The 26,108-nt window shown below is 61.3% G+C and carries 26 protein-coding genes and 3 pseudogenes; 8 read left to right on the plus strand and 21 right to left on the minus strand.

Annotated features, from left to right (window positions below; translation table 11 throughout):
- Nucleotides 1-84: 84 nt before the first annotated feature.
- A pseudogene (locus CO656_RS31370) lies at nt 85-221 on the minus strand (low affinity iron permease family protein); the annotation flags it as partial.
- A 59-nt stretch (nt 222-280) separates the two neighbouring features.
- On the opposite strand from CO656_RS31370, the gene CO656_RS30440 reads away from it, so the two are divergent.
- From CO656_RS30440 to CO656_RS02705, 4 genes and pseudogenes are all read left to right on the plus strand, one after another.
- Complete coding sequence (locus CO656_RS30440) at nt 281-496, plus strand: hypothetical protein (protein WP_095678043.1); 216 nt, start codon at nt 281-283, stop codon at nt 494-496.
- 341 nt (nt 497-837) lie between these two features.
- Nucleotides 838-1,023 (plus strand): hypothetical protein, encoded by a 186-nt coding sequence (locus CO656_RS02695; protein ID WP_103451176.1) that lies wholly within the window; start codon nt 838-840, stop codon nt 1,021-1,023.
- 65 nt (nt 1,024-1,088) lie between these two features.
- Complete coding sequence (locus CO656_RS02700; RefSeq protein WP_097524738.1) at nt 1,089-1,325, plus strand: hypothetical protein; 237 nt, start codon at nt 1,089-1,091, stop codon at nt 1,323-1,325.
- A 180-nt stretch (nt 1,326-1,505) separates the two neighbouring features.
- A pseudogene (locus CO656_RS02705) lies at nt 1,506-2,195 on the plus strand (ATP-dependent DNA ligase); the annotation flags it as partial.
- Between the two features lie 595 nt (nt 2,196-2,790).
- Here the strand turns inward: CO656_RS02705 and CO656_RS30675 are convergent.
- The 9 genes and pseudogenes from CO656_RS30675 to CO656_RS02750 form a co-directional block, all read right to left on the minus strand.
- Nucleotides 2,791-2,952 carry an antibiotic biosynthesis monooxygenase gene (locus CO656_RS30675; RefSeq protein ID WP_234819673.1) on the minus strand — a complete coding sequence of 54 codons (162 nt, stop codon included), beginning with the start codon at nt 2,950-2,952 and terminating at the stop codon, nt 2,791-2,793.
- Nucleotides 2,953-2,963: 11 nt separating this feature from the next.
- Nucleotides 2,964-3,266, minus strand: a complete 303-nt coding sequence (locus CO656_RS30680) for a cupin domain-containing protein (RefSeq protein ID WP_272938886.1) — start codon at nt 3,264-3,266, stop codon at nt 2,964-2,966.
- Between the two features lie 102 nt (nt 3,267-3,368).
- A pseudogene (locus CO656_RS02720) lies at nt 3,369-4,736 on the minus strand (NAD-dependent succinate-semialdehyde dehydrogenase); the annotation flags it as partial.
- Complete coding sequence (locus CO656_RS02725) at nt 4,733-5,563, minus strand: TIM barrel protein (protein WP_097524740.1); 831 nt, start codon at nt 5,561-5,563, stop codon at nt 4,733-4,735. The pseudogene CO656_RS02720 and the gene CO656_RS02725, both read right to left, overlap by 4 nt.
- Entirely contained in the window at nt 5,563-6,639 is a 1,077-nt protein-coding gene (locus CO656_RS02730) for an Ldh family oxidoreductase (protein WP_097524741.1), read from the minus strand. Before CO656_RS02730 ends, CO656_RS02725 begins: the two co-directional genes overlap by 1 nt.
- 38 nt (nt 6,640-6,677) lie before the next feature.
- Nucleotides 6,678-8,189, minus strand: coding sequence for a tripartite tricarboxylate transporter permease (locus CO656_RS02735; protein WP_097524742.1), 1,512 nt, complete (start codon nt 8,187-8,189; stop codon nt 6,678-6,680).
- Nucleotides 8,190-8,262: 73 nt separating this feature from the next.
- Nucleotides 8,263-8,760, minus strand: a complete 498-nt coding sequence (locus CO656_RS02740) for a tripartite tricarboxylate transporter TctB family protein (RefSeq protein ID WP_097524743.1) — start codon at nt 8,758-8,760, stop codon at nt 8,263-8,265.
- Nucleotides 8,761-8,792: 32 nt separating this feature from the next.
- Entirely contained in the window at nt 8,793-9,776 is a 984-nt protein-coding gene (locus tag CO656_RS02745) for a tripartite tricarboxylate transporter substrate-binding protein (protein ID WP_097524744.1), read from the minus strand.
- Between the two features lie 120 nt (nt 9,777-9,896).
- Nucleotides 9,897-10,988, minus strand: a complete 1,092-nt coding sequence (locus tag CO656_RS02750; RefSeq protein WP_097524745.1) for an isocitrate/isopropylmalate dehydrogenase family protein — start codon at nt 10,986-10,988, stop codon at nt 9,897-9,899.
- A 234-nt stretch (nt 10,989-11,222) separates the two neighbouring features.
- On the opposite strand from CO656_RS02750, the gene CO656_RS02755 reads away from it, so the two are divergent.
- A complete protein-coding gene (locus CO656_RS02755) occupies nt 11,223-12,113 on the plus strand; it encodes a GntR family transcriptional regulator (RefSeq protein ID WP_234819674.1) in 891 nt (296 codons plus the stop codon).
- Between the two features lie 640 nt (nt 12,114-12,753).
- Here CO656_RS02755 and CO656_RS02765 read toward each other — a convergent pair.
- The 7 genes from CO656_RS02765 to CO656_RS02795 all read right to left on the minus strand — a co-directional run bounded on the left by CO656_RS02765 (nt 12,754) and on the right by CO656_RS02795 (nt 19,181).
- On the minus strand, nt 12,754-13,062 hold the full coding sequence (locus CO656_RS02765; RefSeq protein ID WP_337441774.1) for a transcriptional regulator: 309 nt from the start codon (nt 13,060-13,062) through the stop codon (nt 12,754-12,756).
- 272 nt (nt 13,063-13,334) lie between these two features.
- Nucleotides 13,335-14,294: a sugar phosphate isomerase/epimerase gene (locus CO656_RS02770; protein ID WP_097524747.1), complete on the minus strand. Its 960-nt coding sequence runs from the start codon at nt 14,292-14,294 to the stop codon at nt 13,335-13,337.
- Nucleotides 14,295-14,306: 12 nt separating this feature from the next.
- A complete protein-coding gene (locus CO656_RS02775) occupies nt 14,307-15,317 on the minus strand; it encodes a Gfo/Idh/MocA family oxidoreductase (RefSeq protein WP_097524748.1) in 1,011 nt (336 codons plus the stop codon).
- A 9-nt stretch (nt 15,318-15,326) separates the two neighbouring features.
- On the minus strand, nt 15,327-16,301 hold the full coding sequence (locus CO656_RS02780; RefSeq protein ID WP_097524749.1) for an ABC transporter permease: 975 nt from the start codon (nt 16,299-16,301) through the stop codon (nt 15,327-15,329).
- Nucleotides 16,301-17,077: an ATP-binding cassette domain-containing protein gene (locus CO656_RS02785; protein WP_097524750.1), complete on the minus strand. Its 777-nt coding sequence runs from the start codon at nt 17,075-17,077 to the stop codon at nt 16,301-16,303. Before CO656_RS02785 ends, CO656_RS02780 begins: the two co-directional genes overlap by 1 nt.
- Nucleotides 17,078-17,093: 16 nt before the next feature.
- Nucleotides 17,094-18,050 (minus strand): ABC transporter permease, encoded by a 957-nt coding sequence (locus CO656_RS02790; protein WP_097524751.1) that lies wholly within the window; start codon nt 18,048-18,050, stop codon nt 17,094-17,096.
- A 99-nt stretch (nt 18,051-18,149) separates the two neighbouring features.
- Nucleotides 18,150-19,181: a sugar ABC transporter substrate-binding protein gene (locus CO656_RS02795; protein ID WP_097524752.1), complete on the minus strand. Its 1,032-nt coding sequence runs from the start codon at nt 19,179-19,181 to the stop codon at nt 18,150-18,152.
- Nucleotides 19,182-19,327: 146 nt separating this feature from the next.
- On the opposite strand from CO656_RS02795, the gene CO656_RS02800 reads away from it, so the two are divergent.
- A complete protein-coding gene (locus CO656_RS02800) occupies nt 19,328-20,416 on the plus strand; it encodes a LacI family DNA-binding transcriptional regulator (protein WP_234819675.1) in 1,089 nt (362 codons plus the stop codon).
- Nucleotides 20,417-20,711: 295 nt separating this feature from the next.
- Here CO656_RS02800 and CO656_RS02805 read toward each other — a convergent pair whose 3' ends face one another.
- The gene (locus CO656_RS02805) at nt 20,712-21,470 is read right to left on the minus strand and encodes an SDR family oxidoreductase (RefSeq protein ID WP_097524753.1); all 759 of its coding nucleotides are present in this window, start codon (nt 21,468-21,470) and stop codon (nt 20,712-20,714) included.
- A 174-nt stretch (nt 21,471-21,644) separates the two neighbouring features.
- On the opposite strand from CO656_RS02805, the gene CO656_RS02810 reads away from it, so the two are divergent.
- Nucleotides 21,645-22,544, plus strand: a complete 900-nt coding sequence (locus CO656_RS02810) for an AraC family transcriptional regulator (RefSeq protein ID WP_097524754.1) — start codon at nt 21,645-21,647, stop codon at nt 22,542-22,544.
- 262 nt (nt 22,545-22,806) lie between these two features.
- On the opposite strand, the gene CO656_RS30685 is transcribed toward CO656_RS02810, so the two are convergent.
- The 3 genes from CO656_RS30685 to CO656_RS02825 form a co-directional block, all read right to left on the minus strand.
- Entirely contained in the window at nt 22,807-23,091 is a 285-nt protein-coding gene (locus tag CO656_RS30685) for a hypothetical protein (RefSeq protein ID WP_234819676.1), read from the minus strand.
- 383 nt (nt 23,092-23,474) lie between these two features.
- Nucleotides 23,475-23,747, minus strand: a complete 273-nt coding sequence (locus CO656_RS02820; RefSeq protein ID WP_037421696.1) for a hypothetical protein — start codon at nt 23,745-23,747, stop codon at nt 23,475-23,477.
- 326 nt (nt 23,748-24,073) lie between these two features.
- On the minus strand, nt 24,074-24,724 hold the full coding sequence (locus tag CO656_RS02825) for an outer membrane protein (protein WP_037421699.1): 651 nt from the start codon (nt 24,722-24,724) through the stop codon (nt 24,074-24,076).
- Nucleotides 24,725-24,977: 253 nt separating this feature from the next.
- Here CO656_RS02825 and CO656_RS02830 point away from each other — a divergent pair, with 253 nt between their 5' ends.
- Nucleotides 24,978-25,994, plus strand: a complete 1,017-nt coding sequence (locus CO656_RS02830) for a GlxA family transcriptional regulator (protein ID WP_097524755.1) — start codon at nt 24,978-24,980, stop codon at nt 25,992-25,994.
- Nucleotides 25,995-26,108: the final 114 nt, after the last annotated feature.

Genomic DNA, 26,108 nt, shown 5'->3' on the forward strand with positions numbered 1-26,108 from the left:
CAACATGGTCCGCTGGTCAGAACTCATTCCAGTTGCTCCGTGGTCGATGATAGCAAAAGAGCAGTGCGAATCAGTTCTTGCTTCCCGCTCGACTGCCGCCGCGATGTGCTCCGGCTGTTCATGCTCGAGGCCGACCACGTGGTTTCGGGTCTCACGCATGGATACGATGATTTCGTCGAGCTTGGCGTGGATGGCGAAGTGTCGCGATAGCCTTGAATCAGCCGCTTAAAAGCTTGAAGAAGGGACGTTGCGCTTTCGCCTCAGTTGAGGGAGTCGCGTCATGTATCCTGCCAGCCAAGTCACTTATGAATCTCCTCTCGGACCGGACGACCTCTGTCTGCTGCAGAGAGTTTTCGACTGCGAATTGGAGCTTCGAAAGCTCCGGGCCGACAGCGAAGAAGCGGAAATACTCGCGCAAAGGCTGATCGACCTGTTCCAGTCGGGCATAAGGAGGGAGGAAGCCCTGCGAGACGTGCTCACAAATAGTAATTGGTAAACTGCCGATCGGCGGGGGCATGGTTCGAGCGGCGTTGTCCCTTACGGACTTCCGGCAGCGCCTTTCGAAAAGGTCGTCCAGTTCAGCGCTCTTTATCGAGAGCAGTTGTTTTCGATGTTGCGGCAGAGCCATCGCCAAGCGGGCTCTGCCGACTCGAACTCTAGACATGTTTTCGCCTGCGGAATTATCTTAAGCCGGCCTTCATTTAGCCGATTGAGCAGGGCGATGACTATTTCCCCGTCACTGATACCGCTTTCGGGAGACAGATAGTTTCTAATGTCCCGCCGGCAGGGAACCCGCGAACGCCATCTTCGTTCTCCTGAACTACAAGGGAGGGCTCAATGTATCGCCTGCATCGTCAAGATATGCCCGAAAAGAAGGCCTCAACCGCGTTCCCGATCAGCCTGCTGTTGCTCTCGGTTGGCGTTATTCTGGCTTACCTCGCGATCGGCGGGGCTTGGTCGGAAAATAAAACGGAAATGGTCGTCTACACACCGCAGACCGCAGAGGTCCCGAACCCCCGCTAGGACTTGTCGTACGCGCCGGCTTTCCATGTTCGATGTAAGTTTGCGTGCATTTGGGAGGAGCCTTGATGGCGCATTCAACAAGAAAGATTCAGATTGCACCGACGATGGAGACCGAGGTCGAGCTTGTTGAGCAGGTCGTCTCCGACTGGTGCGAAGTGCACCAGGTCGACCCGAAAAGCCACACGGCGGTGATGGAGGGCTTGGGGGTCCTGTACCTGATGCGAGAGTTCGATATGAAGAACAGAAGGCAGCTTCTGAAAGCGCTACTCGACAGCGACGAAGGGATTAGTCCCGAAGCCTAGTATGTATCTAAGGCTTAATCGACAAGCCTGCCGCGCCTGTTAAGATGAACCCGCAGCAAAAATCACTTCCCGTCTCGACTGATGAGCTCGCTGGTCCCCCGTAAGCGATCGGGCTCATCTTTTCTCCACGAAATTTCGAGGGGGCGATCCGATTGGGGGCGTTTGCGTGTGAATGCACGAATGGCAAGAGCGTTCTCGAGGAAACCGCCTGACCCACCTACGCCCGGCTCCGTGCCGGGACGCGTCGATCCATACCTGGCGACGCTTGTCGACAGACCACCTTCCGGGGCCGGACTGGACCTTTGAGGTGAAGTGGGACGGGTACAGGCTAGCCGTTCAGTCCGGCCAGGTACGGATCATGACGCGGGGCGGCTATGACTGGACCGATCGCTTCCCGGCTATCGCAGCCGAGGCGCGGCTTCTTGGGCTGAAGACCGCAATCCTCGACGGCGAGGCGGTCGTGCTCGACGAGCACGGCCGCTCCGAATTCGGCATGCTGCAGCGTGTCCTCGGCTCGCACGCGAGCGCGGCCTCGAGGGGATAGTCCCCAACCGCCGTGACAAGCCCTATCACTCCGGCCGTCGGCCCGACTGGCAGAAGATCACGGGCGTGCGCAGCGACAGCTTCGTGATCGTTGGGTTCGAGCCGCCTACCGTACCTGGCGCGATCGGGCGGCCGCTGCTGGCGGCAAGGAGGAGGGGTGGGCTTGTCTATGTCGGCGGCTGCGCAACCGGCTGGACATGCGCGGAGTCGGCCAAGCTGCGCGAATTGCTCGAGGCAATCCGGACGGATTCGCCGGCGGTGAACCTGAAGAAGAAGAGGGCCGTCTTTGTCGAGCCTGTGCTGGTCGCTGCGGCCGAGAGCCGCGCCACCGAGAACCGCAGCAGAAAACCAGAGTAGATCTTGCACGTTCACTTCCTCGACCGACACGTAGCTGCGCCCGCTTCGGGAGAGAGGCTGGCCGGTCAGAACACCGATCATGAAGGGAAGTGCTAGGACCACGAGGAATATCCGTGCGGCATGGATCAACGAAATCATCCGCTCGTCCCCTCCGCGCTCGGCTCCTAGCGTGACCATCTCCACGAGGCCACCGGGCATGCCGGCAAAGAATGCTGCCGGCTGGTCAAATCCGGCAATCCATCTGAAGTAGAGGTAGGAAATCCCGCCCGCTGCACCGATGAAGACAGCCATGCCCGCCAGTGCTATCAACCAAGACGGTGCGTGCGCAAAGACTGCGGGAGAGAAGGATGTGCCAAGCATCGCGCCGATAGCAGCCGTCATTGCGGCCGCGGGACTGGCGGCATGGCGATAGGGAGCCGCATCAGCGCTGCCAAGCATTAGCGATCATTGCTCCGAGCAGCCAGGCGAGGGGCATGTGGAAATGCCACATGACCCAGCCGCCGCCATTCCTGGAAATCAGCAGAGTTGCGGAAATCGATCATGTGATTTTCGACTGTCTCCCATTTTACCAGAAGCCGCTAGATATTGGCGTTTCGACGACTCGGTGGAGGGACACGCCATGGCAACCCTTGGCGCGGAGGAAGAGCGACGCGGCTTTTGCCACGCCCGCCTCGAAGGCGCCTTCCTGTCCTGCCACAACCGCAATTTCCGCGACCTCAACAAACATTCCGGATCCCCTTATGGGTTTGCGGGGCTGTGCTCGGCATCGATCGTGCGGGTCTCTCCAGTCGCAATCATCGTCCGGGTCGCGTCAATGGACGCATAGGTCCAGAAGATGCGCATTGGCTTGTCGGTGGCGTTGATGAACCGATGCGGAACGTTTGCCGGAATCCAGGTCGTGTCATTGGTATCGAGGTGATGCTGGACGCCGTCTATCTCGGCAATCGCCTTGCCCTCGATGACCATTACGCTTTCTTCGCAGTTGTGCTTGTGCAGGCCGATGGCCGCTCCGGGATCGAACGCTGTGATGCCGTTGATCATGCTGGTGGAGCCGCAACCGCGGGTCACAAGCGGTGTGGTGCGAGCACCGCCCCCGCGATCGTTCGTCTTCAACTCCTTGGGCCGCAAAATTGCCGCTTGTGCCTTCGGCGGGCCGATCCAGACGGTCTTGATGTTGACGAACTCGCGAATGCCATAGACGCCGAGCTCGCGGCCATAGCCGGAGCGCTTGATGCCGCCGAAGGGGTAACGCGGGTCAGAGGCGACCATGCCGTTAATGAAGACCGCACCCGCCTCGATCTCGCGGGCGAGGGTGCGGGCCCGGTCTACATCGCGGCTCCAGATCGCCGAGCCGAGGCCGAATTCGGTCTGGTTGGCGAGCCGGATCGCCTCGCCGGCGTCCTTCACCCGAATGATCGCGGCGACGGGTCCGAAGGTCTCTTCTCGGAACGCCGTCATCTCCGGCGTCACATGGTCGAGCACCGTCGGCGAATAGTAGAAACCTTCTCCGTCGATCGGCCTGCCGCCCATCCTGAGCGTTGCGCCGGCAGCGACGGTCTTTTCGACCTGCGCATGCAGGCCGCCCATCAGATTGGCGCGCGCCATCGGACCGATGTTCGTGTCGCGCTTCATCGGATCGCCAATCTTCAGCTTTGCGACACCCGCGCAGAAAAGCTCGACGAAATGATCAGCGACCGCCTCCTCGACGATGAATCGCTTGGCGTTGACGCAGGACTGGCCGACATTGATGTAACGCGCCTTGACGGCGCCGGCGGCAGCCTCCTCGAGATCGGCATCGGCGAGCACGATGAACGGGTCCGATCCGCCGAGTTCGAGCACCTGCTTCTTCAGCGCCTTGCCAGCTTGCGACGCGACGATCGCACCGACTTCGGTCGACCCGGTCAGGGTGACTGCGGCGATCCGGTCATCGGCGATGATGGCGGCCACTTTTGCAGGCTCGATCAGCAGCGTGGCGAACAGCCCTTCGGGGCAGCCGGCCTCCTTCATGATTTCTTCGATCGCCAGCGCGCATTGCGGCACGTTGTTGGCATGCTTGAGGATCGCGCCGTTGCCGGCGGCAAAGGCCGGAGCGGCAAAGCGGAAGAACTGCCAGAACGGATAGTTCCACGGCATGATCGCCAGAACCACACCCAGCGGGTCGAAGGCGACGACGCTCTCCGACGCATTCGAGGCCACCGGTTCATCGGCGAGATACTGCGGCGCATGTTCGGCATAGAAATCGCAGTTATAGGCGCATTTCTCGATCTCGGCTTCCGATTCGACGATCGGCTTGCCCATCTCGAGGGTAATCATCTCGGCATATCTGGCCTTGCCTGCCCGCAGTACCCTTGCCATGCCGCGCAGCAGCCCGACCCGCTCTTCGACCGGCACCTTTCGCCAAGCCTTCTGGGCATCCGCCGCGGCGCTCAGCGCGGCATCGACATAGGCGTCGTCATGGGCTTCGAACCGTGCCAGTTCGCCGCCGTTCGCCGGATTGATTGCTGTGATCATGCGGGTCTCCTGTCTTGCCTCTTTTGCTCGAGCTTGACCGCCATGAGTTGCTTCCAGCGAGGCAGGAAGGCGGCGCTGTCGACTGTGGTCGTGGAAGGGGTGTATTCGAAGCCGATCGCGCCCCCGTAGGCCTGTTCTGCAAGAGTGCCGAGCAGCTCTTCGAAATCGATCGATCCGGTCCCCGGCTCATGCCTGCCCGGATGGTCGGCGATATGGACATGACCGATCCTGTGGGCATTGGCCGGAATCCAATTCTCCAGCGCGACGCCGTTGGCGCGGGCGTGGAATGCGTCCAGCAGCAGCGAGAGATTGCCGGGACCGAAGATATCCTGGATGCGGCTGGCATGGTCGAGCGTCGACATGAAATAGCCTGGCACCGCCGCCTCGCTGATCGCCTCGACCAGGATCTTGACGCTCGTTCCTGCCGTCCGCTCGACGGCATAGCCCAGATTGCGGTGATAGGTTTCCGCCACGGCGGAGACTTCGGCGTTTGTCGGAGCGCCTGCCATCGGATGCACAAAAGGGCAATCGACGGCGATCGCGTAATCGAGCGCCCGGTTGAATCCTTCGCGGAAATCCGGTTCCCGCCCGGGAAGCGCCGCGAGACCCTTCTCGCCTTTGCTGGAATCTTCCATGCCGGCGGCGACTTGCGACAGCACCAAGCCATGGCGGGCAAGTTCGGCCCGCATCTCGGTTGCGGGGATTGCAAAGGGCTGCGGATGCTCGACTGCGGTGAAGCCCGAGCCTGCGGCAGCCGCTATCCTCTCCAGCAGGGGCAGCTCGGTATAGAGATAGCCGATATGGGCGGAGAACAGATTGAGAGCCATCAGGCAGCCTCGCCAGACGACCGCCCAATGGGGAACATCACGCCGATGCGTTCGCCTTCCTTGGTCAGGTCGGCAATCACATTCTCGGTGATCGGGATGCCGGTTCTGAGCCGTTCTTCTTCCCGGCGTTGCTCCGGCTCGCCGGGCATCATGATTTCCTCGACGCCCGCTGCCTTGGGCAGCGCCTTAATGCGCTCGTAGAACTCGTCCATGCGCGCGGCGAAATTCTCGATCGACATGAAGAGGTCGGGCTTGATGGCGAAAAACAGGTGGCCGACATTCTGCGGCTCGCTGTGATCGAAATAGAGACTCTTCACGTCGCCGCCGAAATTCGCCCCGGTGAGCACGCCGGACATCAGGTCCATCAGTGTCGCGAGCACCGAGCCCTTGACGCCGCCGAAGGGCAGGCAAACGCCTTCGAAGGCCTTGGCCGCGTCCGTTGTCGGATTGCCGTCGACGTCGAGGGCAAGTCCTTCCGCGATGCTCTCGCCTTTCATCGCCGCCAGCCGGATCTTGCCTCGGGCAATCACCGTCATTGCCATGTCCATGACGTAGGGAGCGTATTCCCCGCCCGGAATGCCGGCCGCAATGGGGCTCGCGCCGAGGAAGGTGGTGCGGCCGCCCCACATCGGGATCGCCGGCGACGAATTGGTGAAGATCATGGAGATGTAGCCCGCTTCGATCGCTTGCAGCGCATAGAGCGCCCCCATTCCGAAATGCGTGCTGCGGTGGACGCCGACGAGGCCGATACCGTTGGTCTTGGCGAGTGCGATGGCTTCTTCGGTCGCTCGGTGCGAGGCGATGAAGCCCATGCCGTTGTCCCCATCAACGAGGGAGACTGCTCCAGCGACTTTCGACACGGTGACATTAGGCCTCGGATTTACCAGCCCCCGCTGTAATCGTTCGACATACATCGGGATCCGAGACACGCCATGAGAGTCGATGCCGCGGAGGTTGGCCTTGACCAGATCGCCAGCAATCGTCGCCGCATCGGCGTCGGACATTCTGGTCGCCGCGAATATCTTCGTCGCGAAGGCCATCAGTTCGTCGGCCGGGAGGTATTTTACGTTCGACATGGCGGTGTTCCTGGTTGATCGATGACAGACGGCATGGCTCAGACGTGGTTCGCGGCTTCTCTCGCCTGCCGCGCGGCACGCCAGCGCAAAGCGGTGGGAACGAGGACGAGCGTTAAGGCGATGACGATGAGCGCCAGCGAAATCGGATGGGTGAAGAAAACGCTCGCATCACCCTGGCTGATTGTCAGCGCACGGCGGAACTGCTGTTCGGCGAGCGGCCCGAGGATGAGACCAACAATGCAGGGCGCGACCGGGACGTTCAGGACCCGCATACCGAAGCCGATGAGACCGATGATCCACAGCAGCGCCACGTCGACGATGTTGTTGTTGAGGGTATAAGTACCCATCGTCGCAAACAGCAGGATTCCCGAGTAGAGCCAGGGGCGCGGGATGGCCAGCAGCTTCACCCAGACGCCGGCCAGTGGCAGGTTGAGCAGAAGCAGCATGACATTGCCGATATAGAGGCTGGCAATAAGCCCCCAGACGAGCTCGGGATTGCTGTCGAAGAGCAGCGGCCCGGGCTGGATGCCGTATTGCTGGAACGCCGCCAGCATGATCGCCGCCGTCGCGGAGGTCGGCAGACCGAGAGCCAACAGCGGAGCGAGCACGCCGGCCGCAGAGGCGTTGTTGGCTGCCTCCGGCCCCGCCACCGCCTCGATTGCGCCATGACCGAACTCTTCCGGGTTCTTCGAAAGACGCTTTTCGGTCAGGTAGGAGAGAAAGGTCGGAATCTCGCTGCCGCCCGCCGGCAGCGCGCCGATCGGAAAACCGAGCGCAGTTCCGCGCAGCCACGGCTTCCAAGAGCGGCGCCAGTCCTCGCGGCTCAGCCATTTCGAGCCCTTGAGCTGGTAGATTTCCTCGGTCTCGAAACAGTGGCGCGCGACGGTGAACAGCGTTTCGCCCACGGCAAAGAGACCCACGGCGACGACCACCACGTCAATGCCGTCCAGAAGCTCGGCAATCCCGAGCGTGAAGCGTGCCTGGCCCGTCTGCAGGTCGAGGCCGACAAGGCCGAGCGCCAGACCGAACAACAGGCTTGCGAGGCCGCGCGAGAGCGAGTCGCCCAGGACCGCAGTGACGGTCGTCAGCGCAAGCACCATGAGTGCGAAATACTCGGTGGGGCCGAAGAGAAGCGCCATCTTGACCATCAGCGGCGCGACGAAAGTGAGCGCGACCGTTGCAATGGTACCGGCGACGAAGGAGCCGATCGCGGCCGTCGCGAGCGCCTGCGCCCCGCGGCCCTTCCGGGCCATGGCATGCCCGTCGAGCGCCGTTACGATCGATGCGGATTCGCCCGGCGTGTTGAGCAGGATCGAGGTCGTCGAGCCGCCATACATGGCGCCGTAGTAGATGCCGGCGAACATGATGAAGGCGCTGGTCGGCTCGAGCCCGTAAGTGACGGGCAAAAGCAGGGCGACCGTGAGCGCCGGGCCGATGCCGGGAAGGACGCCGATTGCCGTGCCAAGCGTCACGCCGACCAGGGACCAGAACAGGTTGTAGGGCGTGACGGCAACGGCGAAGCCGTGGAAGAGTGCTGCAACGGTATCCATGATCAGTGCGCCCCTTGGAGAACTGGGCTCGGTATCGTCGACGTCGTTGGGTTGGCTGGGGTTCGCGGGTGCATCACACCGATCCTCCGAACATGATGATCAGCTCCTCGACGTAGCTGCCGGTTGGCAGATCGAGATCGAGCCCATAGTCGAACACGAGATAGGTGATCGCCGTCAGTGCCAGTCCGATCAGGACATTCCGGACATGCGCGCGGCTACCGAAAGCGATTGCCGAGACGGCGAACAAAAGCGTCCCCGAAATGACCCAGCCCAGCCGCTCCAACAATACGAGTTGCGAGGCAAAAGCGGCGGCGACGATGATCACCGCCTTCCAATCGAGTTCCGGAAACTCCTCCACCTGGAAGCGGTGGAGGAATGCCTCGTAGAGCAATTGCAGGCCGACGGGGACGAGGCCGGTGGCGATCAGGGCCGGAAACAATCCCGGTCCAATGACCGCCTGCGCCGCGATGGGAGGGGTCATCCATGTTTCGATCGCGATGAACAGTCCAAGACTGAGCGTGGCAAGTCCGAGGATTGTCTCACCGATACGGAGACTGGCCGACTTCGACATTGATGATGCCTCCCGATTGGGCGGGACGCTCGTCAGAGCAACCCGACTTCCTTCAGCGCGCTCTCGACACGTTTCTGTTCGTCCGCCAGAAAGGCACCGAATTCTTCGGCCGGAAGGTAGGTGTCGATCCAGCCGCGCTTCTCGAGGGCCGCCCTCCATTCGGGCGTCTTGACGAGCGTTGCGATCGCCTTTCCGAGCGCTTCGCGGTCTTCGTCGGCGAGCTTCGGATGGGCCATGATGCCGCGCCAGTTCATCACGGCGAGGTCGACGCCCGCTTCCTTGAGCGTCGGCACATCGACGCCCGGAATGCGCGCATCGCCGGTGACGGCGAGGGCGCGCAGTTGTCCGGCCTCAACCTGGGCGCGGAATTCCTCGTAGCCGCTGATGCCGACGGTCGCGTGGCCGCCGAGCGTTGAGGCGAGAACCTCGCCGCCACCGGCATGCACGACGTAGTTGATCTTCTTCGGATCGACGCCGACGGCTTTGGCGATCAGGCCGGCCGCGACGTGGTCGATGCCGCCGATCGAGCCGCCGGCCCAGGCAACCTTCGACGGATCGGCCTTCAGACGTGCCACCAGATCATCCATCGTCTTGATGTCGGAGTTCGCCGGAACCACGATGGCATCAGCCTCGCCCATCAGGCGGGCGACCGGAACGGTCTGGTCCAGCTTTACCGGAGACTTGGTCGTCAATACGCCGCCGACGAGGGCAAAGCCAATGACCATGGCGCTCGGGTGTCGCGGCTTTGTCGTCACGAACTGCGACAGGCCAACCGTTCCGCCGCCGCCGGCAACATTCTGCACCTCGACGGGTCCGGTGATCTTGTCCTCCTGCAGGATGGTCTGGACGGCTCGCGCCAACTGGTCGTAACCGCTGCCCGGACTGCTGGGCGCCATGATGTGCAGGGACTCGAGCTGTTCTTCCGCGAACGCGGGGACAGCCGTCTGGTGGATCAGCATTGCTGTCGCTGCAGCGGCGAGCAGTGTTGAGAAAACGCGTCGTGTCACTTTCTTCATGGAAATTCCTCCCATCCATGCGTTGTGTTGTTCGATCCCTGTGACCGCCACTCGGTCCCTTCCTCCAGGATCGCCGGAACACATTCCCGGCTTGCCCTTTCGGGATTTGCTGAGACCGCTTCAGGCGGCCGTGGTCGATGCGCCTGCGGCGCGGACAGCTTCGACCACCCTGGCGGTGAAGGCGTTGGTATCGAGCATTCCGCCGAGGTCGCGTGTACGCGATTGCGGCTGCTGCAACACGGCCTCGATCGCCTCCTCTATGAGGGCGGCGGCGCGCACCAGACGCTGGTCGTTTCGCCTGCGGCCGAGCCAGTCAAGCAGCATGGCGGCGGAAAGAATGAGCGAGGTCGGGTTCGCGACGTTCTTGCCAGCGATATCGGGGGCAGAGCCGTGCTGGGCCTGGGCGACGCAGATGTCGTCACCGGCATTGATCGAGCCGCCGAGACCGAGGCTGCCCGAGAGTTCCGAAGCCTCGTCGGAAAGAATGTCGCCGAACATGTTGGTGGTAACGATGACGTCGAACCGATCAGGCGACCGGATAAGATGCGCGGCGGCGGCATCGACGATAAGTTCTTCGAGGGCGACGTCCGGATAGGCTTCGGCCACCTTGCGAACCTCCCGCAAGAAGAGGCCGTCCGACAGCTTGACGACATTGGCCTTGTGGACCGCGGTCACCTTCTTGCGGCGGTGACGCGCCAACTCGAAGGCCGCCTCCGCCACACGCGAAGACGCCTTTGCGGTCACCTTGCGGATCGAAAATGCCATGTCCGGATCGGGCATGAATTCTCCCGCGCCGGCGAACATGTTGCGGTCGGAATAGAACCCTTCGGTGTTCTCGCGCACCAGGACGAGGTCCATGGGCTTGCGTAGGATGGTCAGCCCTTCGCGCGAACGGCAGGGGCGGATGTTGGCGTAGAGCTCGAATTTGGTCCTGAGCTCGGCGGAAGGATTGATGCCGCCCTTGTCGCGCGATGGGTACTCATAATGCGAAACCGGTCCGAGGATGACGCCATCCGCCTCCGGCACGCGCTTCATGACCGCATCCGGCAGCGTGGTGCCTTGCTCGGCAAGGGCCTTGAGGCCGATATCCTGCAGCTCAAAGTCAAGGCCCAGTCCGATTTCGGCATCGGCGGCCTTCAGAACCTCGAGCGCCGCGGCAGTGATGTCCGGCCCGATCCCGTCACCCGGCAGCACGAGAAGCTTCAAGGTCATGTTTTTTCCTCACCTCTTATGGAGAGTCGAGAAGACGCACGAGATCGTTCGCCGACATCTGCCGGCGTTGCGGAAACAGCGATCAAGATGGAGTCCTCCAGACCAATCGTGGTCTTTTTCTCCTCTAAAGTACCAAGTAAGGGAGGGAATGGTATTTTGCAAGTGGAAAATACCAAAAACGCTTGGCGCCGGCTTGGGCATATGGCATAGATGAGAAAAATCGGGAGCTTAGCCTTGCAGACGACACCCTTGATCGCCAGCCTTGCCGACCAGATCGTTGCCCATATCCGCACCGACAAGCTTGCCGAGGGCGATCGCCTCGTCGAGCGCAAGCTCGCCGAACAGTTTCGCGTTTCGCGGTCTCCGGTCAGAAATGCAATGAAACTCTTGCACGACGTCGGCGTGCTGAAGCACGGTGAAGGCGGCGGCTATCTGATCGCCGACGTCGAAGCCGCCGAGAAGCTGTCGCTGGAGTCCGCCTCGGCGGAGGATGACGAGCAGATCTATCTGACGATCGCGGATGACCGGCTGCATGGCCGGTTGCCGGAAAGGATCACCGAGAGCGAATTCCTGCGGCGCTACGACCTCACCAAGGGTCGCCTATCAAAGATCCTGCTGCGGATGGCCAACGAGGGCTGGATCGAGCGCCTTCCCGGCCACGGCTGGGCTTTCCTGCCGGTGCTGACTTCGCTCCAGGCGTACGAAGACAGTTACCGGTTTCGCCTGCTGATCGAACCTGCAGCACTATTGGAACCGACCTTCAGGCTGAATCGGCCGGTGCTATTGCGTTGCCGGGAGGAGCAGGAGTGGCTGGTGAACGGCGGCATCTGGACGGTTTCGGACGCGAAGCTCTTCGAACTGAACAGCGGCATGCATGAGGCGATCATTGAATGCTGCCACAACAGTTTCTTCATCGATGCGCTGAAGCGGCTGGATCGGCTTCGCAGACTGATCGACTATCGACAGATGCTGGATCGGGAAAGCGCTCGGGAGCGCAGCCGGGAGCACATCGAGTTGCTCGACCTCATTCTAGCCGGGAAGAACGAAGAGGCCTCACGCTACATGGCTCGGCACCTCCAAGATCTAAGTCGATTGAAGATCGTTGCACGGGAGCAGCGCGGCTAATACCTTGTCGGTCTGAGCGCTCAGGCTCTGAACGCATTCGAACTGACGCCCATTGCAGAAGAATGGCAACACACGTCAGCGGAGCTGGCATTGCCGCTGATCCTGCATCGCACGCTGCTTGATCCTGCGCTGAAATTCGGTTTCTGGCGCGAGAGCGGGCGTTTGGATGTCAAATATTGAACTTCCGCAACGGGTCGGTCATTCCGGTTTAAAAGTTTGCGGTTAGAAATTCCCGTACTTCGTCCGCTATCCGATTTCTGAATGCGCGAACCTTCGGGTGGTCTTGATTGCCCATCTGGTAAACAAGGTCGTATCCCCATTCGACCTCCAGCCTGGCTTGCGGGAATATCGACGCAAGGCGGCCTGCCACAAGGTCTTCTGCGACCAGAACGCTCCGCCCCAGGGCCACTCCTTCACCCCGGTAGCGCGCAGCCGATCCGACGTTGAGCGGGGCGATCTAATTAATAAGACTGCGCATGTTTCCGATGGACCGACTTGCCGTCAGTGCGCCGCCCGCTTGGATCATCAAGGATGCGGCGCAGTGGGCGGAAGTTCGGCTGTCTCGGCCGGTGAGATCGGAATGTGCCCAACAGCGGCCATCGCGCTAATAGGCACCGGTTACATCCGCCAAGCGGCTACCTCACATTCCACCGGCTCTGCCGGGCGCCACTCGTGCGGCACGTCTCCGCAAATGCTCCCGAAATAAGGTTCGAAGGTCTCGAAAGTTCTCGAAGCCGAGGAAGCCGGCGAGCCGAACGACGGTTGTCGGAGACACCGAACAGGCAAGCGCCACCGAGTTGGAACTACCAAAAGCAATTAGTTCCGGCGTGAGAAGCGCGTGGCGGATAACCCGTTCAAGCTGGTCTGGGAAGACGATCTCTCTCGAGGCAATCATCGACTTCAGCTCCGAAAGGCTGCTTGGTGGTGCGCTGTCGTGCCAATCTCGCATTGTCGCTGTTCTCCAGATGTGAGCGCACCGGCCGCCCTCCAATTCCCAAGGGCTTGACGCTCGTGTCCAAACGCACGCCGCGAAGCATGCCAGGAAACCGAGTTCGGGGAACTGCTTCACCCGTCCGAGGATGGGAGCGAACGGACACCATCTCGGCGCAGGCGACGAACGTGAACGGGAGGGTTGGGGGGACTATGTCAGCGCTCATAACCGCATTCCTTTACTAGCGATGGCGAGGTGGATTCGGATCGCGCCGGTGCGTCGTTCGAGCGTCAGATTGCCTGCGGTTTGAAGTCGCTTGGCGCGACGGGCATCACCCCCTTGAGCAGGGCGACGGATTTCTCCAACCCTTCGAGGCTATTGAGCAGCACATCCTCATGCTCGACCGACAGCCAGCCGTCATAGCCGGCCATCTTGAGCCGATAGCAGAATTGCCGCCACCATTCCTCGCCGTGGCCGAAGCCGAGCGTGATGTAGGACCAGCTACGCGCCGGGATGTTCATCAGCGAGCCGTTCTCCAGGAGCGAGGTCGTCGCCTGGATAGGAGCGTTGAGCATCGTGTCCTTGGCATGGACGTGATAGACCGCTTCTCCAAGGGCCTCGGTCGCGACGAGCGGATCGGCGCCCATCCAGAACAAATGCGAGGGATCGAGGTTGGCGCCGATCACCGGACCAATGGCGGCGCGAAGCTTCAGAAGGGACGGAACGTTGTAGACGCACTGATTGCCGTGCAGTTCCAGCGCGATGCGCTCGACGCCGCTCGCCCTGGCAAGCGCAGCAATCTCCATCCAAAACGGCAGCAGCTTCTCCTCCCATTGGTATCGCAGGATCTCCTGGGTCTCCGGCGGCCAGGAGGAGACGACCCAGTTCGGCATCAGGTCGCCGGCGCGGCCGGCCGGAAGGCCCGACATCGCGCAGACCGTCTTGATGCCCATCCCGCCGGCAACGCGGATCGTATCCTTGAGGCACTCGCCCTGTTCCGGCTGGGTCGGATGCAGGGGATTGCCGTTGGCGTTGAGCGCGATGATCTCAAGCCCGCGGCTCTCAAAGGATTTCATGAAGCTGCGGCGGGCATCGGCGCTCGCCTTCATCGCCTCGAGGTCGAAATGCGGCGCTGTCGACCATCCCCCGGTGTTCACCTCGACACCCGAGACGCCCAGGCGAGCGGCATTGTCGAGAAGCGCATCGAAGGCTAGGCCGCCAAGACTGTCGGAAACGAAGCCAAGTTTCATGTCTCTGTCCTTTTATCGGTTGTACAGGGACGGCTTTTCCGCCCTTGCGATCGTAACGCGCTCGCCCTTGCGCAGGGCCTCGACGCCGGCCTCGGCGACCAGGGCCGCGCAATAGCCGTCCCAGGCGTCGGAGGCGCTCGCCGGGAAAACGCCGGTTCGAACGAAGTTCAGGAACGCCTTGTTCTGCAGCCGGTACGCCTCGGCAAAGCGCGGGCGCCAATCGGGCGCATAGCGCTCGTAGGCCATCAGGTCGCCGTTGTGGCGCGTGTAGACGGGTGCGTTCAGGGAAATCGATCCCTTCTCGCCGATCAGTTCACCGCGAACGTCGTAGCCGTAGGCGGCGTTATTGTTGATCTCGATGTTGACGAGCTGTCCCTTGTCGGTTTCGAGAACCATGAACACCGGAGCGCCGGTCCTCGTTGCGTCGACGCCCGTTGGCTGGAAAACGGTGATGGCCGTATAGTCGGCGCCGAGCACGAAGCGAGCGACATCGAATTCATGCGGTGCGGAATTGGTGATTGCCATCTGACCGGTAAAATTCGCCGGTGCTTCGACGTTGCGATGGAAGTTGTGCATCATGATTGCGCCGCCGAGGGAACCGTCGTCGAGCAATGCCTTCATGTCACGGTATGACGGATCGAAGCGCCGCATAAAGCCGAGCTGGACGAACTGACGGCCGCGCGACACTTCTGCGTGGATCACGCCGAGGCACTCCTTCGCGCGCTGCGACAACGGCTTTTCACAGAGTACCGGCTTGCCGGCCTCGATTGCGGCGAGCGACAGCGACGCATGGGTTTCGTCGGGGCTGGCGATCAGCACGGCATCGACGTCCCCGCGCGTGATCGTTGCGAGGGGGTCGGAAGAGAGATCGGCCGCACCGCATTCCTCAGCCACCTTTCGGGCGCGCTCCGAAGAGGCATCGCACACCACCTGAAGGATTGCACCCGGCAAGTCTTCGGAGACAATCCGGGCATGGTCCGCGCCCATGATACCCGCGCCGATGATCGCTATTCTGACAGACATTAAAGACCTCTATTTCCGGAGTGCCCACTGACGCAGCGACCGGTCGCCATAGGCGGCGATCACCACGATGAGGCCCAGGATCAATATGAACCATTGCGGACGAACGCCCGTGACGACGAGATAGGATTGGATCGAGGACAGCACGAACGCGCCCATCAGTGCCCCGATCAAGGACACTCGCCCCCCAGCGAGCAGACAGCCACCCAGCACGCAGGAGGCAATCGCCTGCAGTTCCATCAGGCGGCCCATGGAACCGTCCGCGAAGCCGAGCTTGCCGGCCTCGAGCGTTCCGGCGAAAGCGGCGAGGACACCGCAGAGGACAAAGGCCGATAGCTTGACCCGACTGACCCGCACGCCGCGGGAATGGGCGCTCTCGGCCGAACCACCGACCGCAAGCAGCCGATTGCCGAAAGGCATCGCCTTCAGCATCACCGTCAGAATGACGAGCACGATAATCAGCCAGTAGAGCGCGGTGTTGAAACCGAGGAACTCGCCGCCCCCGAGCCCGAAGTAGGCCCAGCCTTTGCGGGCCGCATAGGGGATGGAAAAGGAGAATCCTTCGGTCAATGCGATCGCAATGCCGCGGAAGATCATCAACGTGCCGAGTGTGATGATAAGGGACGGCGTCCCCGTCCGTGTGACGAGCAGTCCGTTGACCAGGCCGATCGCGGCGCCGACAGCGATCGCGGCCACGGCGGCGAGCGACGGGTCAACGTGCGCGGCGAGCCAGAGATAGGCGAGCGCACCCATGCCGAAGGTCGAGCCGACGGAAATGTCGATCTCGCCCGTGCCTATCACCAAGGCCACGCCGAGGCTCATCAGCCCGAGCGTCGCGGTCACCTGCAGGATCGTTCCGATGTTGTAGAGATTGGCCCACTTTCCGTCCGAGGTAGCGGCGAATATCACGACCAGAATCGCCCCGATCAGAAAGATGCCTATGTCCGCATGACGCCTGATGAGGGGTTTGGCGGCCGAAAGTGTCATCAGACCGCCTCCCGCTTCTCAACAAGGCGGCCGCCCTGCCGGATGACCTCTTCGAGTTCTTCCGCCGTCATCGCGTCGGTCGAGGCATCGGCGACCTTCTCGCCGTTCTCCATAATGACGATGCGATCGGCGAGTTTGTGCACCTGGAAGATGTCGTGTGTGATGTAGATGACCAGCAGACCTTGCTCCTTGAGCTGCACCGCAAGCTCGTTGACATGCTCGCGCTCGCGCACCGACAGGTGGTTCGTCGGCTCGTCCATGATGACGACCCGGTTCATGAACTCGACCGCGCGGCCGATCTTCACCGACTGACGCTCGCCGCCGGAAAGGCGTTCCACCTCGTCGTCGGCCGAGACGTTGTCGCGCAGGCCAAATTGCCGGATAACCCGTGTCGATTTCTCCCGCATCTTGGCAAGGTCGAGAAAGGGGATGCCGAGGATCCGCTTCACCGGCTCACGTCCAAGATAGAAGTTACGCGCGATCGACAGATTGTCGCAAAGCCCGACAGACTGCTGGATCGTCTCGATACCCTGGTCGATGGCGAGCTTCGGGTGAAACTTTTCGATCTTCTTGCCGTCGAAAAAAACCTCTCCTGAACTGGGCGCGTAGATGCCGCAGAGTACGCGGATCAGCGTCGTCTTTCCGGCACCGTTGTCGCCGACCAATCCGATCAGCTCGCCGGCATGGAAGTCCACCGAGACGTTTTTGAGGGCATGGAAGGCGCCAAAATGAAGGTCGAGGTTCTTGACCTGAATGAGGGGGTGGGTGTTCGTCATTGAGCGTCCTCCCGCGTCAAGCGCTGTGCCCGAGAAAACGGGCCAGCTTCTGGTTGAAGATGACCGCGACGATGAGCACGGCGCCGATGAAGGTGATGTACCAGGACGACGGCGCGCCAAGTGCGATCAGTTCGTAGCGGAAGCTCACGACGATCAGCGCTCCGAGAATGGCGCCGAGGATCGAACCGCGCCCGCCGGTCAGCAGGCAGCCTCCGATGACTGCCGCGGCAATCGCCTCAAGCTCCATGTTTTCGCCGAGGGTGACATGGGTCTGCGGCTGATTGCAGAGAGTCAGGATGCCGGCGAAGCCAGCCAGCAATGAGCAGAGAATGAAAGCGGCGATCTTGATGCGATCGGTGCGCACGCCGCGCGATTCCGCGCTCTCGCGGCTGCCGCCGGTGGCGAGGAGCCGATTGCCGAACGGCGTCGCCCACAGCAGAAGACCGAGGATTGCTGAGACGGTGATCAGCCAGAGAATGGCGGCGTCGATGCCAAAAAGCTCGCCGCCAAACAGGCGTGTCATTGGGTGACTGCGTGCCGCCGGCGAGAAATTGTGCACGGAACCGCCCGTCCACACATAGATGATCCCGCGCGCGGCGAAGAGGCCGCCGAGCGTGACGATCATCGACGGCAGTTCGCCCTTGACCACCGCGATCGCCTGAAGAAATCCGACGAGCGCCGCGACGGCAAGCGCCAGAACAAAGGAGCCTGGCACGCCGAGCGCCGGTTCCATCGTGATGAAGGCGACACCCGCCAATCCATAGACCGATCCCACGGACAGGTCGATTTCCTTCGTCATGATGACCAGTGCCTGGCCCATCGCCACAAAGGCAAGAATGGCGGTGAACTGGCTGACATTGGCGACGGTCTGATTGGTCCACCAGCCGGAAAAATCGATCAATGTGAAGACGACAAGCATGACGACGACGCCAATGATCGCGCCGAAGCCTTGGCTTCGCACAAGCTGTTTCATGACATTATGCTCGCTGGTTCAGTACGCGGCGGGAGGCACATCCAAACGATCGAGGGCAGCCGGCCCGTGTGGTGTCCGGCCGCCCTCCGGGAGGAACCCTTACCAGGTGTTCTGCTCGTCGTAGGCCTTGTCGCCGAAGACGCCCCGGACCAGTTCGGCCCACTGATCGGCATTATCCTTGTTGATGATGACCGGGCCCGTCAGGATGTTTGACTGCGGTGCGTAGCCGAACTCTTTGTTCCAGTAGAGCCACTCCATCGGAGCATAGCCCTGCAGCCAGAAACCCTGGCTGTTCGTCGCCAAGACGTGGCCGGCGCGCACGCCTTCGATCGAAACCGGTCCCTCGTCGACCGTCAGGACGGTTACGCCCTTGTCGTCGACTTCCGGGTCAAGCTTCATGTCGTTGGCGACACCCCATGCCCAGGGCGAAGACCAGCCGGCAACCGTGAAGATGTAGTTGGTGTCCGGATTGGCCTGCAGGAAGGCCTGAAGCGCGTTGCGAGCAGTCGCCGGTTCGGCGCCGATGAACAGTTCATCGACTTTGGCGCCGGCCTTCTCCATGGCATCCTTCATTCCGGCACACCGAGCCTTGAGGCCTTGATGGGCCGAGTCATGGCTGGCGCAGACGACGCGGGTCGGCTTCGGGATTTCTCCGGCTTCCGCCTTTTCAAGCGCGTACTCGCCGAGCTTCTTGCCGGTGAGATACTCGTCGCCGCCGACATAGGTGAGGTAGGGAATACGCTCAGCGTCGGGGCGTCCATCGGGAATGTTGAAGGCGACGACCGGGATTCCGGCCTCGATCGCCTTGCGCAGCGGCGCTTCGAAAGCATCGGAGCTGACGATCGGCACGGCAATACCGTCCGGTTGAGTTGAAATCGCCTGCTCGAGAAGACGCACGTGCTCCTGGACCGAATAATTGTTGGTGGAGATATATTCGGTTTTGACGTTCGGATATTTCTTCTCGAACTCCTCCATGGACTTCGTCAGCCAACCCATGTTCGGATCGTTCGAGCCGATGTGAGAGACCATGACGAAGCGATATTGCTTTTCGCCGTCCTGCGCATTGGCTATGCCTCCGAGTGCGGTGGCGGCCATCAAGGCAGAAAGCAGAATCGAATTTCCGAATTTCATGGGGTTCCTCCTCCGTTAACGATGTGATTATCCAGATTGGAATCACATCAGACAAGGAAGATGAAGCGCATTACCTGATGCAAAAGACATCATAAAGTCCATAGGGCCCAACATAGTGGCAAGCCGCTCAAAAAATTGACGTTGCAATGAATGACGACTTCCAAGATGATGTTTTTACCATCAACTTTAACCGGAAACTGGAGAAAGCTGTGGTCGATCACCTGCAAAATCGAACATGGAAAGGCCCCAAGGTCCAGGAAATTGCCAAGCTCGCAGGAGTCGGTCCTGCGACGGTCGACAGGGTCCTCAACAACCGCAGCGGCGTCCGAGAACGAACGAGAGCCCGCGTCCTGGGGGCGCTCGAAAAGCTGAAGAACGAAAGCGCGGACCGCGACATCCCTTTGCATGTTCGTCTATTTTGTGACTCTGGCGAAACCTTCAATGCAGCAATGGCGGCCGCTGTAACGGAGGTCAACCGAACCGTTGCCGGCATCGAGATTGAGGGAGATTACGTAACCACGAGCGAAGTCGAGCCCTCATCATTCGCGCGCCGGATTGAGCAGCAAGGCAGCGCTGCGGATGGCGTCGTGGTCATCGCTCGCGAGCATCCGGCGATCAACCGCGCGATACGAAAGCTGCGGACCATCGATATTCCCGTCCTCTGCCTGACGACCGATCTGCCGAGCTCCCGTCGCAGCGCCTACATAGGCAATGACCAGTACGCCGCTGGCAGCGTGGCCGCTTTGTTGATCGGCAATGCGCTTCCGAAGGAGCGTAGCAATATTCTGATCGTCATGAGCGTGGCGTTCCGCTGCCAGCAGGAGCGTGAGATGGGGTTTCGGAGGGTGCTCCGTTCCGATTTTCCATATTTGAAGATCGAGGAACGTGTGATTTCGGACGACAGACCGGAGAGCACTTGTGAGCAGTTAACCCGCTATTTCGAGGCACATGGTTACCCCACCGCGATCTACAATGTCGCCGGTGCCAACCGCGGCGTCGCAAAGGCACTGGAACACGCCGGAAAGGCCCGCGATACGGTCTTTGTCGGCCACGAATTGACCAACCACTCACGAAACCTGTTGGAATCCGGCGTCATGGACTATGTTATTTCGCACGACTTCAGCGGCGAGCTGACGGCGGCCGCCAAATGGATCCGTGACAACGTCGGGGGCGTAACCGTGGAGCCTTCTTATTCGCAGATCCTAGTGCACACCCGATACAATTGCGGTCTGTGACGAAAGAGACTCCGGTAAACGGCCATTTGCCCGCAGAGAAGCTCGCGGCCAGCTAAGCGACCCTGAGACCAGCGGCTGTCACGTCACCTATGCCGCTCCCCCTCGTCCGGGCCGACGGATCCGATATCAACTGTTCTACCGCCAACGTGCTCGCCCCGGACTGCATAATATGGGCGCCGTTTGCCAAGCTGAGTGATCGGGCGTGGGGGCCCTCTCGTACAGGAACAACGCCGAGGCAATAAGCCTTGGCACGCGATGAACGCTCCACGCCTCCCTTGCGCAGCCATGGCAGCGGTTACAGCATTTGTCCACCCGAGATATCGAAGGAGGTGCCGTTCGCCCAACCCATGTCGTCAGAGAGGATTGCGGCGACCGCGCTACCGATATCGTCTGGCTGCCCGACGCGACCCAGCGCGATACCCTGTGCGACGAACGTGTTAACAGCCTCGTTATCGCGCACCACGCCTCCTCCAAAGTCGGTCGCGATTGCACCGGGGGCAATAGCGTTCACCCGAATTCTGCGGTCGCCCAGTTCGACGGCCATGAAGCGCGTTAGTACCTCGGTCGCCGCCTTCATTGCCGCGTAAACGCTATAGCCAGGCAGAGTGAACCGTACGAAACCGGAAGAGACATTGAGGATACGACCACCGTCCTTCATCAGCGGCAAAAGCTTTTGAGTGAGAAAGATCGGACCACGCAGATGTGTCGCCACCAGCGTGTCAAACTGTTCTTCCGTGGTCTCCGTGAAATTGGCGAACACACCGATACCAGCGTTGTTGAGGAGATAATCGAACTGCGGGCGGCCGAAGGTGTCGCCTAGCGCCGTGGCCACTGCTTCGATAAAGAGCGGAAAGCTCGACGTTTTAGTCACGTCGAGCGGGATCATAGCGGCCTTGCCGCCCTTTGCTTCGATTTCGCGCCTCAATGCATCGGCTTCGGCCGCGCCGGTGCGGTAGGTGCCGATGATGCCGACGCCACGGTCGGCGAGGTGAAGCGCCATGGCGCGGCCTAGACCGCGGCTGGCGCCGGTGATGAGAGCGATTCTGTCAGTCATGTTCGGGCCTTTGAGAGAGATTATTTGGCGAGCGGCAAATCGCTCACGACGAGCGCTGCCTGCCTCTGCAAGATAGCGGCAAGCCGTCACCCGAACCCGTCTGATCGGATCAACATCTTGCCCAATTGTCTCAAGTGGCTTGTCCCGTGCCAGAGATACTGACATAGTCCCGGAATGACGGATGTCTTCGAACCGCATCTTGAAATCGCCTTGCGCCACGCGAAGCCTAATACGGTGCTCACGCCGATTCCGCGCGTCGAGCTGCTGGTCGGACATCGCCCGACCGGTGAGACGCCTTGCCTTTATCGGTCGATGGTCTGCTTCATTCTTCAGGGCTCCAAACGGGTCGCCTTCAACGACAGCGTTCTGAACTACGACAGTTCGCAATATCTGGTCAGCGCCCTCGATCTGCCGCTGACGGGCCAAGTGTTAGATGCCGACCAGCATCGCCCTTATGTCGCCGTCTCACTGACACTCGATCCCGCCTTGCTGGCAGAACTGGCGGCTGCCATGCCGCCCAAGCGGGAGAGCGACGGCGAGCAGATCGGTCTGTCGATCAATCCGATGACGGCCCAGCTTCGCGATGCGCTGCTTCGGCTGCTTTCGCTGCTGGACAAGCCCACCGACATTCCTGTTCTCGCGCCCATGGTTGAGCGAGAATTGCTTTATCGTCTCCTGCAAGGCCCGCAGGGGCGCCTTCTCCGCCAGATTGCGCAACCGGAGGGGCCGCTGGTTCGCATCCGCCGCGCCATCGCATGGATCAGGGACAATCGCGACCGGCAATTGCGGATTGATGCCCTGTGCGAGGCAAGCGGCATGAGCCGAGCGAGCCTGCACCGGCACTTTTCGGCGATCACGGGCCTCAGCCCGCTCCAATACCAGAAGCAACTTCGCCTCCAGGAGGCACGCCGGCTGCTCCTGGGGGGCGAGTATAACGCATCGGTCGTCGCCTTCGCGGTCGGGTATGAAAGTGCATCCCAATTCAGCCGCGAATACCTCCGGCAATTCGGGGCGCCGCCCGCCCGCGACATCCGCCGGATGCGGAAACAAATCGCTGCCGCTTTGGCCAACTGATCCGCCCTTAAACAGCGCTCTCCAGCAACCTACGTCTCTGGCATTTGCGTCTATCGGCCAGGCTTCCTTCACAGCCCCTTCAAGCTTCAGAAATCGAGTTTCCTGACGTCGTCGACGGTTAGCTCCGACACCGCGCTCGACAGACGCGGCAGGCCGGAGAAAGAGACCTTCGGCGCCGGCATCGTCGTCAGGCCTTTCTTCAAGGCGCCGACGTCGATGGCGTCGCAGGCCGACCGGACGAGGCGGGCCGCCAGCTTGCTGCTCAGTTGCGCGCCTTGTTGGCGTTCTTCAGGACTGACGCTCCGGCATCGAACGCGCCTGTGCCTGGAGCGAGCATTGCCATTCCAAACAGGGAGGCACCGAGAGTGAAGCGGTCGTAATCGGTGCCGACGAGAAGCTTGCCGCCCTCCGTATAGGTGTCGCGGACGTCGCCGAACACGAAGTAGTCGGCTGCCACCACGCCGAAGATGCTCGGTATCGAATCGACCTCGCCCTTGACGAAACCTTGCGCAAATCCCGTCGAATTCCGCCACGCCGCGTCCGTCACCGGTTCAACCGTGGAGGCAATGACATCGGGCGGAATCGTGGCCGAGCTCCTGCCCAATCCTTACCACGAGCCCATTGTTCCCCCTGATTTCGAACGAGTTTGGACGCACCAACTGCATTTTAGCACTGGATAACCCTGGCTCCGCCAAGGCGGTTCGCAGAGAAGATGTCTTTTCGCGCGGAGGACAAGCTGTCGGAGTATGGGAGGAAATCAAAGATTGCCTACAGCGCCGCGCGTCTTATCAGACGCGCAAAGGTCGCTGTAGAACTTTGATTTGCTGCATGTCTTTGTCCTTAAATCGAGGGTCGATTTAAGGACAAAGACATGCCGTAGGCCGAGACTAGGGGGAAGGGCCTGTCTCGATCGTGACCCATCCCGGATCTTCAAGTGTTTTGCTCCTTCTTCGCCGGGGCTCGCCGCTCGATGAGTTGCTGAAAGATCTCCGCCTGCCGCTCGGTCGCAGCGCGGATCGCAACCAGGTGATCGAGCATCCCGCCAAAGGCCACCAGCACCAGCCCGCCGGCAATCGTCGCAAAGGCCCAGGGAAGAACGGCGAGCAGGGTTCTGACATCGGGCGAGGGCAGCAGCATCGTGGCGAGCACGACAAGCGTACCGATGACGATCGCGCCGCCGAGGAATTCGAGAAACTTTCCCATCCATGGCTCCCCTATCTCGTTGCCCAGTCCGACTCGCTGCACCCTTCTGCCGCATCCGCTGCATGATTCCTCAATCGGACGACAATTCAAAGTGATACTGCATGTCTCCTCAAAGCGACCCGATTTCGGAGACATGCAGCAATTCAAAGTGCTACAGCGACCTTTGCGCGTCTGATAACGCGCGGCGCTGTAGGGCACCGGGTTTCCGCGCCGATTGGACGCGCTGCACTCATTTAAGGGGGCTTGGCCGCGCCACCGGTTGCACGCTTCTCAGAAAAAACCCGGCCGGGCGCCGGGGAGGGTGAGACGGGTGGCAATAAGAAAACTCAGAATTTTACGCCGACGCCCACCGTAAACTGGTGTTGGTCGAGATCGACATTGACGCCGCCGACATCCTTGTCGCTGAAATCATTGTAGCGATACTCGGCGCGGCCGAACATGCTGTTGGTGAAGGCGTAGTCGATACCGCCGCCGATCGTCCAGCCGTTGAACGTCTCCTTCTCCTTCGGCGCCCCGGCTACGTCGACGAAGCCGCGGGTAACCGCCCAGCCGCCGGTGCCGTAAAGAAGTGCCTTCTCGCCAAGTGTATAGCCGACCCGGCCGCGCACGGATCCGGAGACATCCGTTCCGACCTCCGTGCTGGCGCCGAAGACCGTGAAGCTCTTGTCGTTCCAGTTGTAGCTGACGTCCCCCTCGACGCCGACGACCCAGTCGCCCATCTGGTAATTGTATCCGGCGAAGGCGCCGAAAAGGCCGCCGTTGAAATCCTCCGAGGCGCTGGCGCCCGGAACGCTGAGATCGCTGTTCAGCCAGCCGCCTCCGCCCTGCAGACCGACATAGCCGCCGGTCCAGACGAAGGTGGGGGTCGTTTCAATGGCGGCCGGGGCCGGTTCCGGGGCTTCGGTGATGTCTGCTGCATAGGCTGGCGCGGCGGCCAGGGCGGCGCCGAACATTGCAACAAGCACGTTTCTGATCATCACAGATGCCTTCTGTTGTCCGAGAACGAGAGTAGCAACTAATCGGGAACAAGTCTGCGAAAAATGGCGCTTTTCGGAATCACGTGCGCCGGCGGGGAAAAAACAGGCCGGTGGACTAAACTCCAGCCGGCCCGCCCGGAAATGATCGCGGAAAAAGGGGAACGTCTCTTTGTTTGGCGACAAGGCCGCGCGGAAGAGACCGATTGCCACCTGATAATGCCTGAACGGGCTTTTACGAGTTGACACCGTGCGCATGAAATTTGACATTATACGCATGACTGCGGCAGCCGAAAAGAGCAATCCGATCGAGGTGATCGTGGTGGTTCTCCCCGAATCCTCGATCATGTCGCTCGCCTCGGTGCTCGACCCGATGCGGGCAGCAAATCGCGTCGCCGGCCGGCCCGTCTTTCGCTGGCGCCTTCTCTCGGCCGACGGACAGGCTGTGAAGCTGACCTGCGACATCCCGATCCCCGTCGACGGCCGGTTTTCGCTGCCGCTTGCCGGCGACCTTCTCCTGGTCATCGGCGGCTTCAACCTCGACCGGCACGTTGGCAAGCGATTTCTCGCCGCCCTGCAGGAATGCGCCCGTCATTTCGACATCGTCGCCGGTATCGAATCAGGCTGCTGGCTGCTTGGCCGATCGGGACTGCTCAACGACCGCAAGGCGACGGCCCATTGGGAAGAACTCGAGGACTTCAGCCAGGCGTTTCCCGCCTTGACGGTGATCGGCGACCGTTTCGTGACGGATGGCAAATACTGGACCTCGGGCGGCGCATCGCCGACCTTCGACATGATGCTGCACCTGATTACCGAGCGGCTTGGCCCGGCCCTGGCCCTCGATGTCGCGAGCATCTTCGTCTACGACCAGATGCACAGCCCGACCGATATTCAGCCCTTCGTCTCGCTCGGCCGCATCGAGGCGCGCGATCCCGAGCTTGCCGGCGCGATAAGGCTGATGGAGCGCACGCTGGAACGGCCGATGACGGTCGCGGCCCTGGCGCGGCGGCTCGCCATTTCGCAGCGCAAGCTCGAATTGCTTTTTGCAAGGGGGCTGTCGATCAGCCCTGGCGCCTATTATCTGCGCCTGAGATTGCAGGTCGCGCATCGGCTCGTCCGCGACTCCGGCATTCCGATGCGCGATATCGCGCTGCGCTGCGGCTTCGACAGCCTATCGGCCTTCTCGCGCGCCTACCGGCGGGAATATGGGGCGAGCCCATTGAAGATGCGCAGCGCCAATCGTCCGGCGAGCGGTCGATCAGAAGGCGGCTAATGCATGTCGCCCAAAAATGTGCAGCGGGCCCAAAAATGCAGCGGTTTTGGGATGACGACATGCACAAAAACAAAGACCTAAAGCGCGCCGCGGGAATGTGTTTGAACGCGACGC

This window comes from Sinorhizobium sp. FG01, from assembly GCF_002531875.1.
Classification (GTDB): Bacteria; Pseudomonadota; Alphaproteobacteria; order Rhizobiales; family Rhizobiaceae; genus Sinorhizobium; species Sinorhizobium fredii_C.

Coding starts and splice junctions, on each gene's coding strand:
- CO656_RS30440 (WP_095678043.1), top strand. CDS start 281: ATGTATCCTGCCAGCCAAGTCACTTATGAATCTCCTCTCGGACCGGAC.
- CO656_RS02695 (WP_103451176.1), top strand. CDS start 838: ATGTATCGCCTGCATCGTCAAGATATGCCCGAAAAGAAGGCCTCAACC.
- CO656_RS02700 (WP_097524738.1), top strand. CDS start 1,089: ATGGCGCATTCAACAAGAAAGATTCAGATTGCACCGACGATGGAGACC.
- CO656_RS30675 (WP_234819673.1), bottom strand. CDS start 2,952: ATGTTTGTTGAGGTCGCGGAAATTGCGGTTGTGGCAGGACAGGAAGGC.
- CO656_RS30680 (WP_272938886.1), bottom strand. CDS start 3,266: ATGATCAACGGCATCACAGCGTTCGATCCCGGAGCGGCCATCGGCCTG.
- CO656_RS02725 (WP_097524740.1), bottom strand. CDS start 5,563: ATGGCTCTCAATCTGTTCTCCGCCCATATCGGCTATCTCTATACCGAG.
- CO656_RS02730 (WP_097524741.1), bottom strand. CDS start 6,639: ATGTCGAACGTAAAATACCTCCCGGCCGACGAACTGATGGCCTTCGCG.
- CO656_RS02735 (WP_097524742.1), bottom strand. CDS start 8,189: ATGGATACCGTTGCAGCACTCTTCCACGGCTTCGCCGTTGCCGTCACG.
- CO656_RS02740 (WP_097524743.1), bottom strand. CDS start 8,760: ATGTCGAAGTCGGCCAGTCTCCGTATCGGTGAGACAATCCTCGGACTT.
- CO656_RS02745 (WP_097524744.1), bottom strand. CDS start 9,776: ATGAAGAAAGTGACACGACGCGTTTTCTCAACACTGCTCGCCGCTGCA.
- CO656_RS02750 (WP_097524745.1), bottom strand. CDS start 10,988: ATGACCTTGAAGCTTCTCGTGCTGCCGGGTGACGGGATCGGGCCGGAC.
- CO656_RS02765 (WP_337441774.1), bottom strand. CDS start 13,062: ATGCGAGATTGGCACGACAGCGCACCACCAAGCAGCCTTTCGGAGCTG.
- CO656_RS02770 (WP_097524747.1), bottom strand. CDS start 14,294: ATGAAACTTGGCTTCGTTTCCGACAGTCTTGGCGGCCTAGCCTTCGAT.
- CO656_RS02775 (WP_097524748.1), bottom strand. CDS start 15,317: ATGTCTGTCAGAATAGCGATCATCGGCGCGGGTATCATGGGCGCGGAC.
- CO656_RS02780 (WP_097524749.1), bottom strand. CDS start 16,301: ATGACACTTTCGGCCGCCAAACCCCTCATCAGGCGTCATGCGGACATA.
- CO656_RS02785 (WP_097524750.1), bottom strand. CDS start 17,077: ATGACGAACACCCACCCCCTCATTCAGGTCAAGAACCTCGACCTTCAT.
- CO656_RS02790 (WP_097524751.1), bottom strand. CDS start 18,050: ATGAAACAGCTTGTGCGAAGCCAAGGCTTCGGCGCGATCATTGGCGTC.
- CO656_RS02795 (WP_097524752.1), bottom strand. CDS start 19,181: ATGAAATTCGGAAATTCGATTCTGCTTTCTGCCTTGATGGCCGCCACC.
- CO656_RS02800 (WP_234819675.1), top strand. CDS start 19,328: ATGAATGACGACTTCCAAGATGATGTTTTTACCATCAACTTTAACCGG.
- CO656_RS02805 (WP_097524753.1), bottom strand. CDS start 21,470: ATGACTGACAGAATCGCTCTCATCACCGGCGCCAGCCGCGGTCTAGGC.
- CO656_RS02810 (WP_097524754.1), top strand. CDS start 21,645: ATGACGGATGTCTTCGAACCGCATCTTGAAATCGCCTTGCGCCACGCG.
- CO656_RS02820 (WP_037421696.1), bottom strand. CDS start 23,747: ATGGGAAAGTTTCTCGAATTCCTCGGCGGCGCGATCGTCATCGGTACG.
- CO656_RS02825 (WP_037421699.1), bottom strand. CDS start 24,724: ATGATCAGAAACGTGCTTGTTGCAATGTTCGGCGCCGCCCTGGCCGCC.
- CO656_RS02830 (WP_097524755.1), top strand. CDS start 24,978: ATGAAATTTGACATTATACGCATGACTGCGGCAGCCGAAAAGAGCAAT.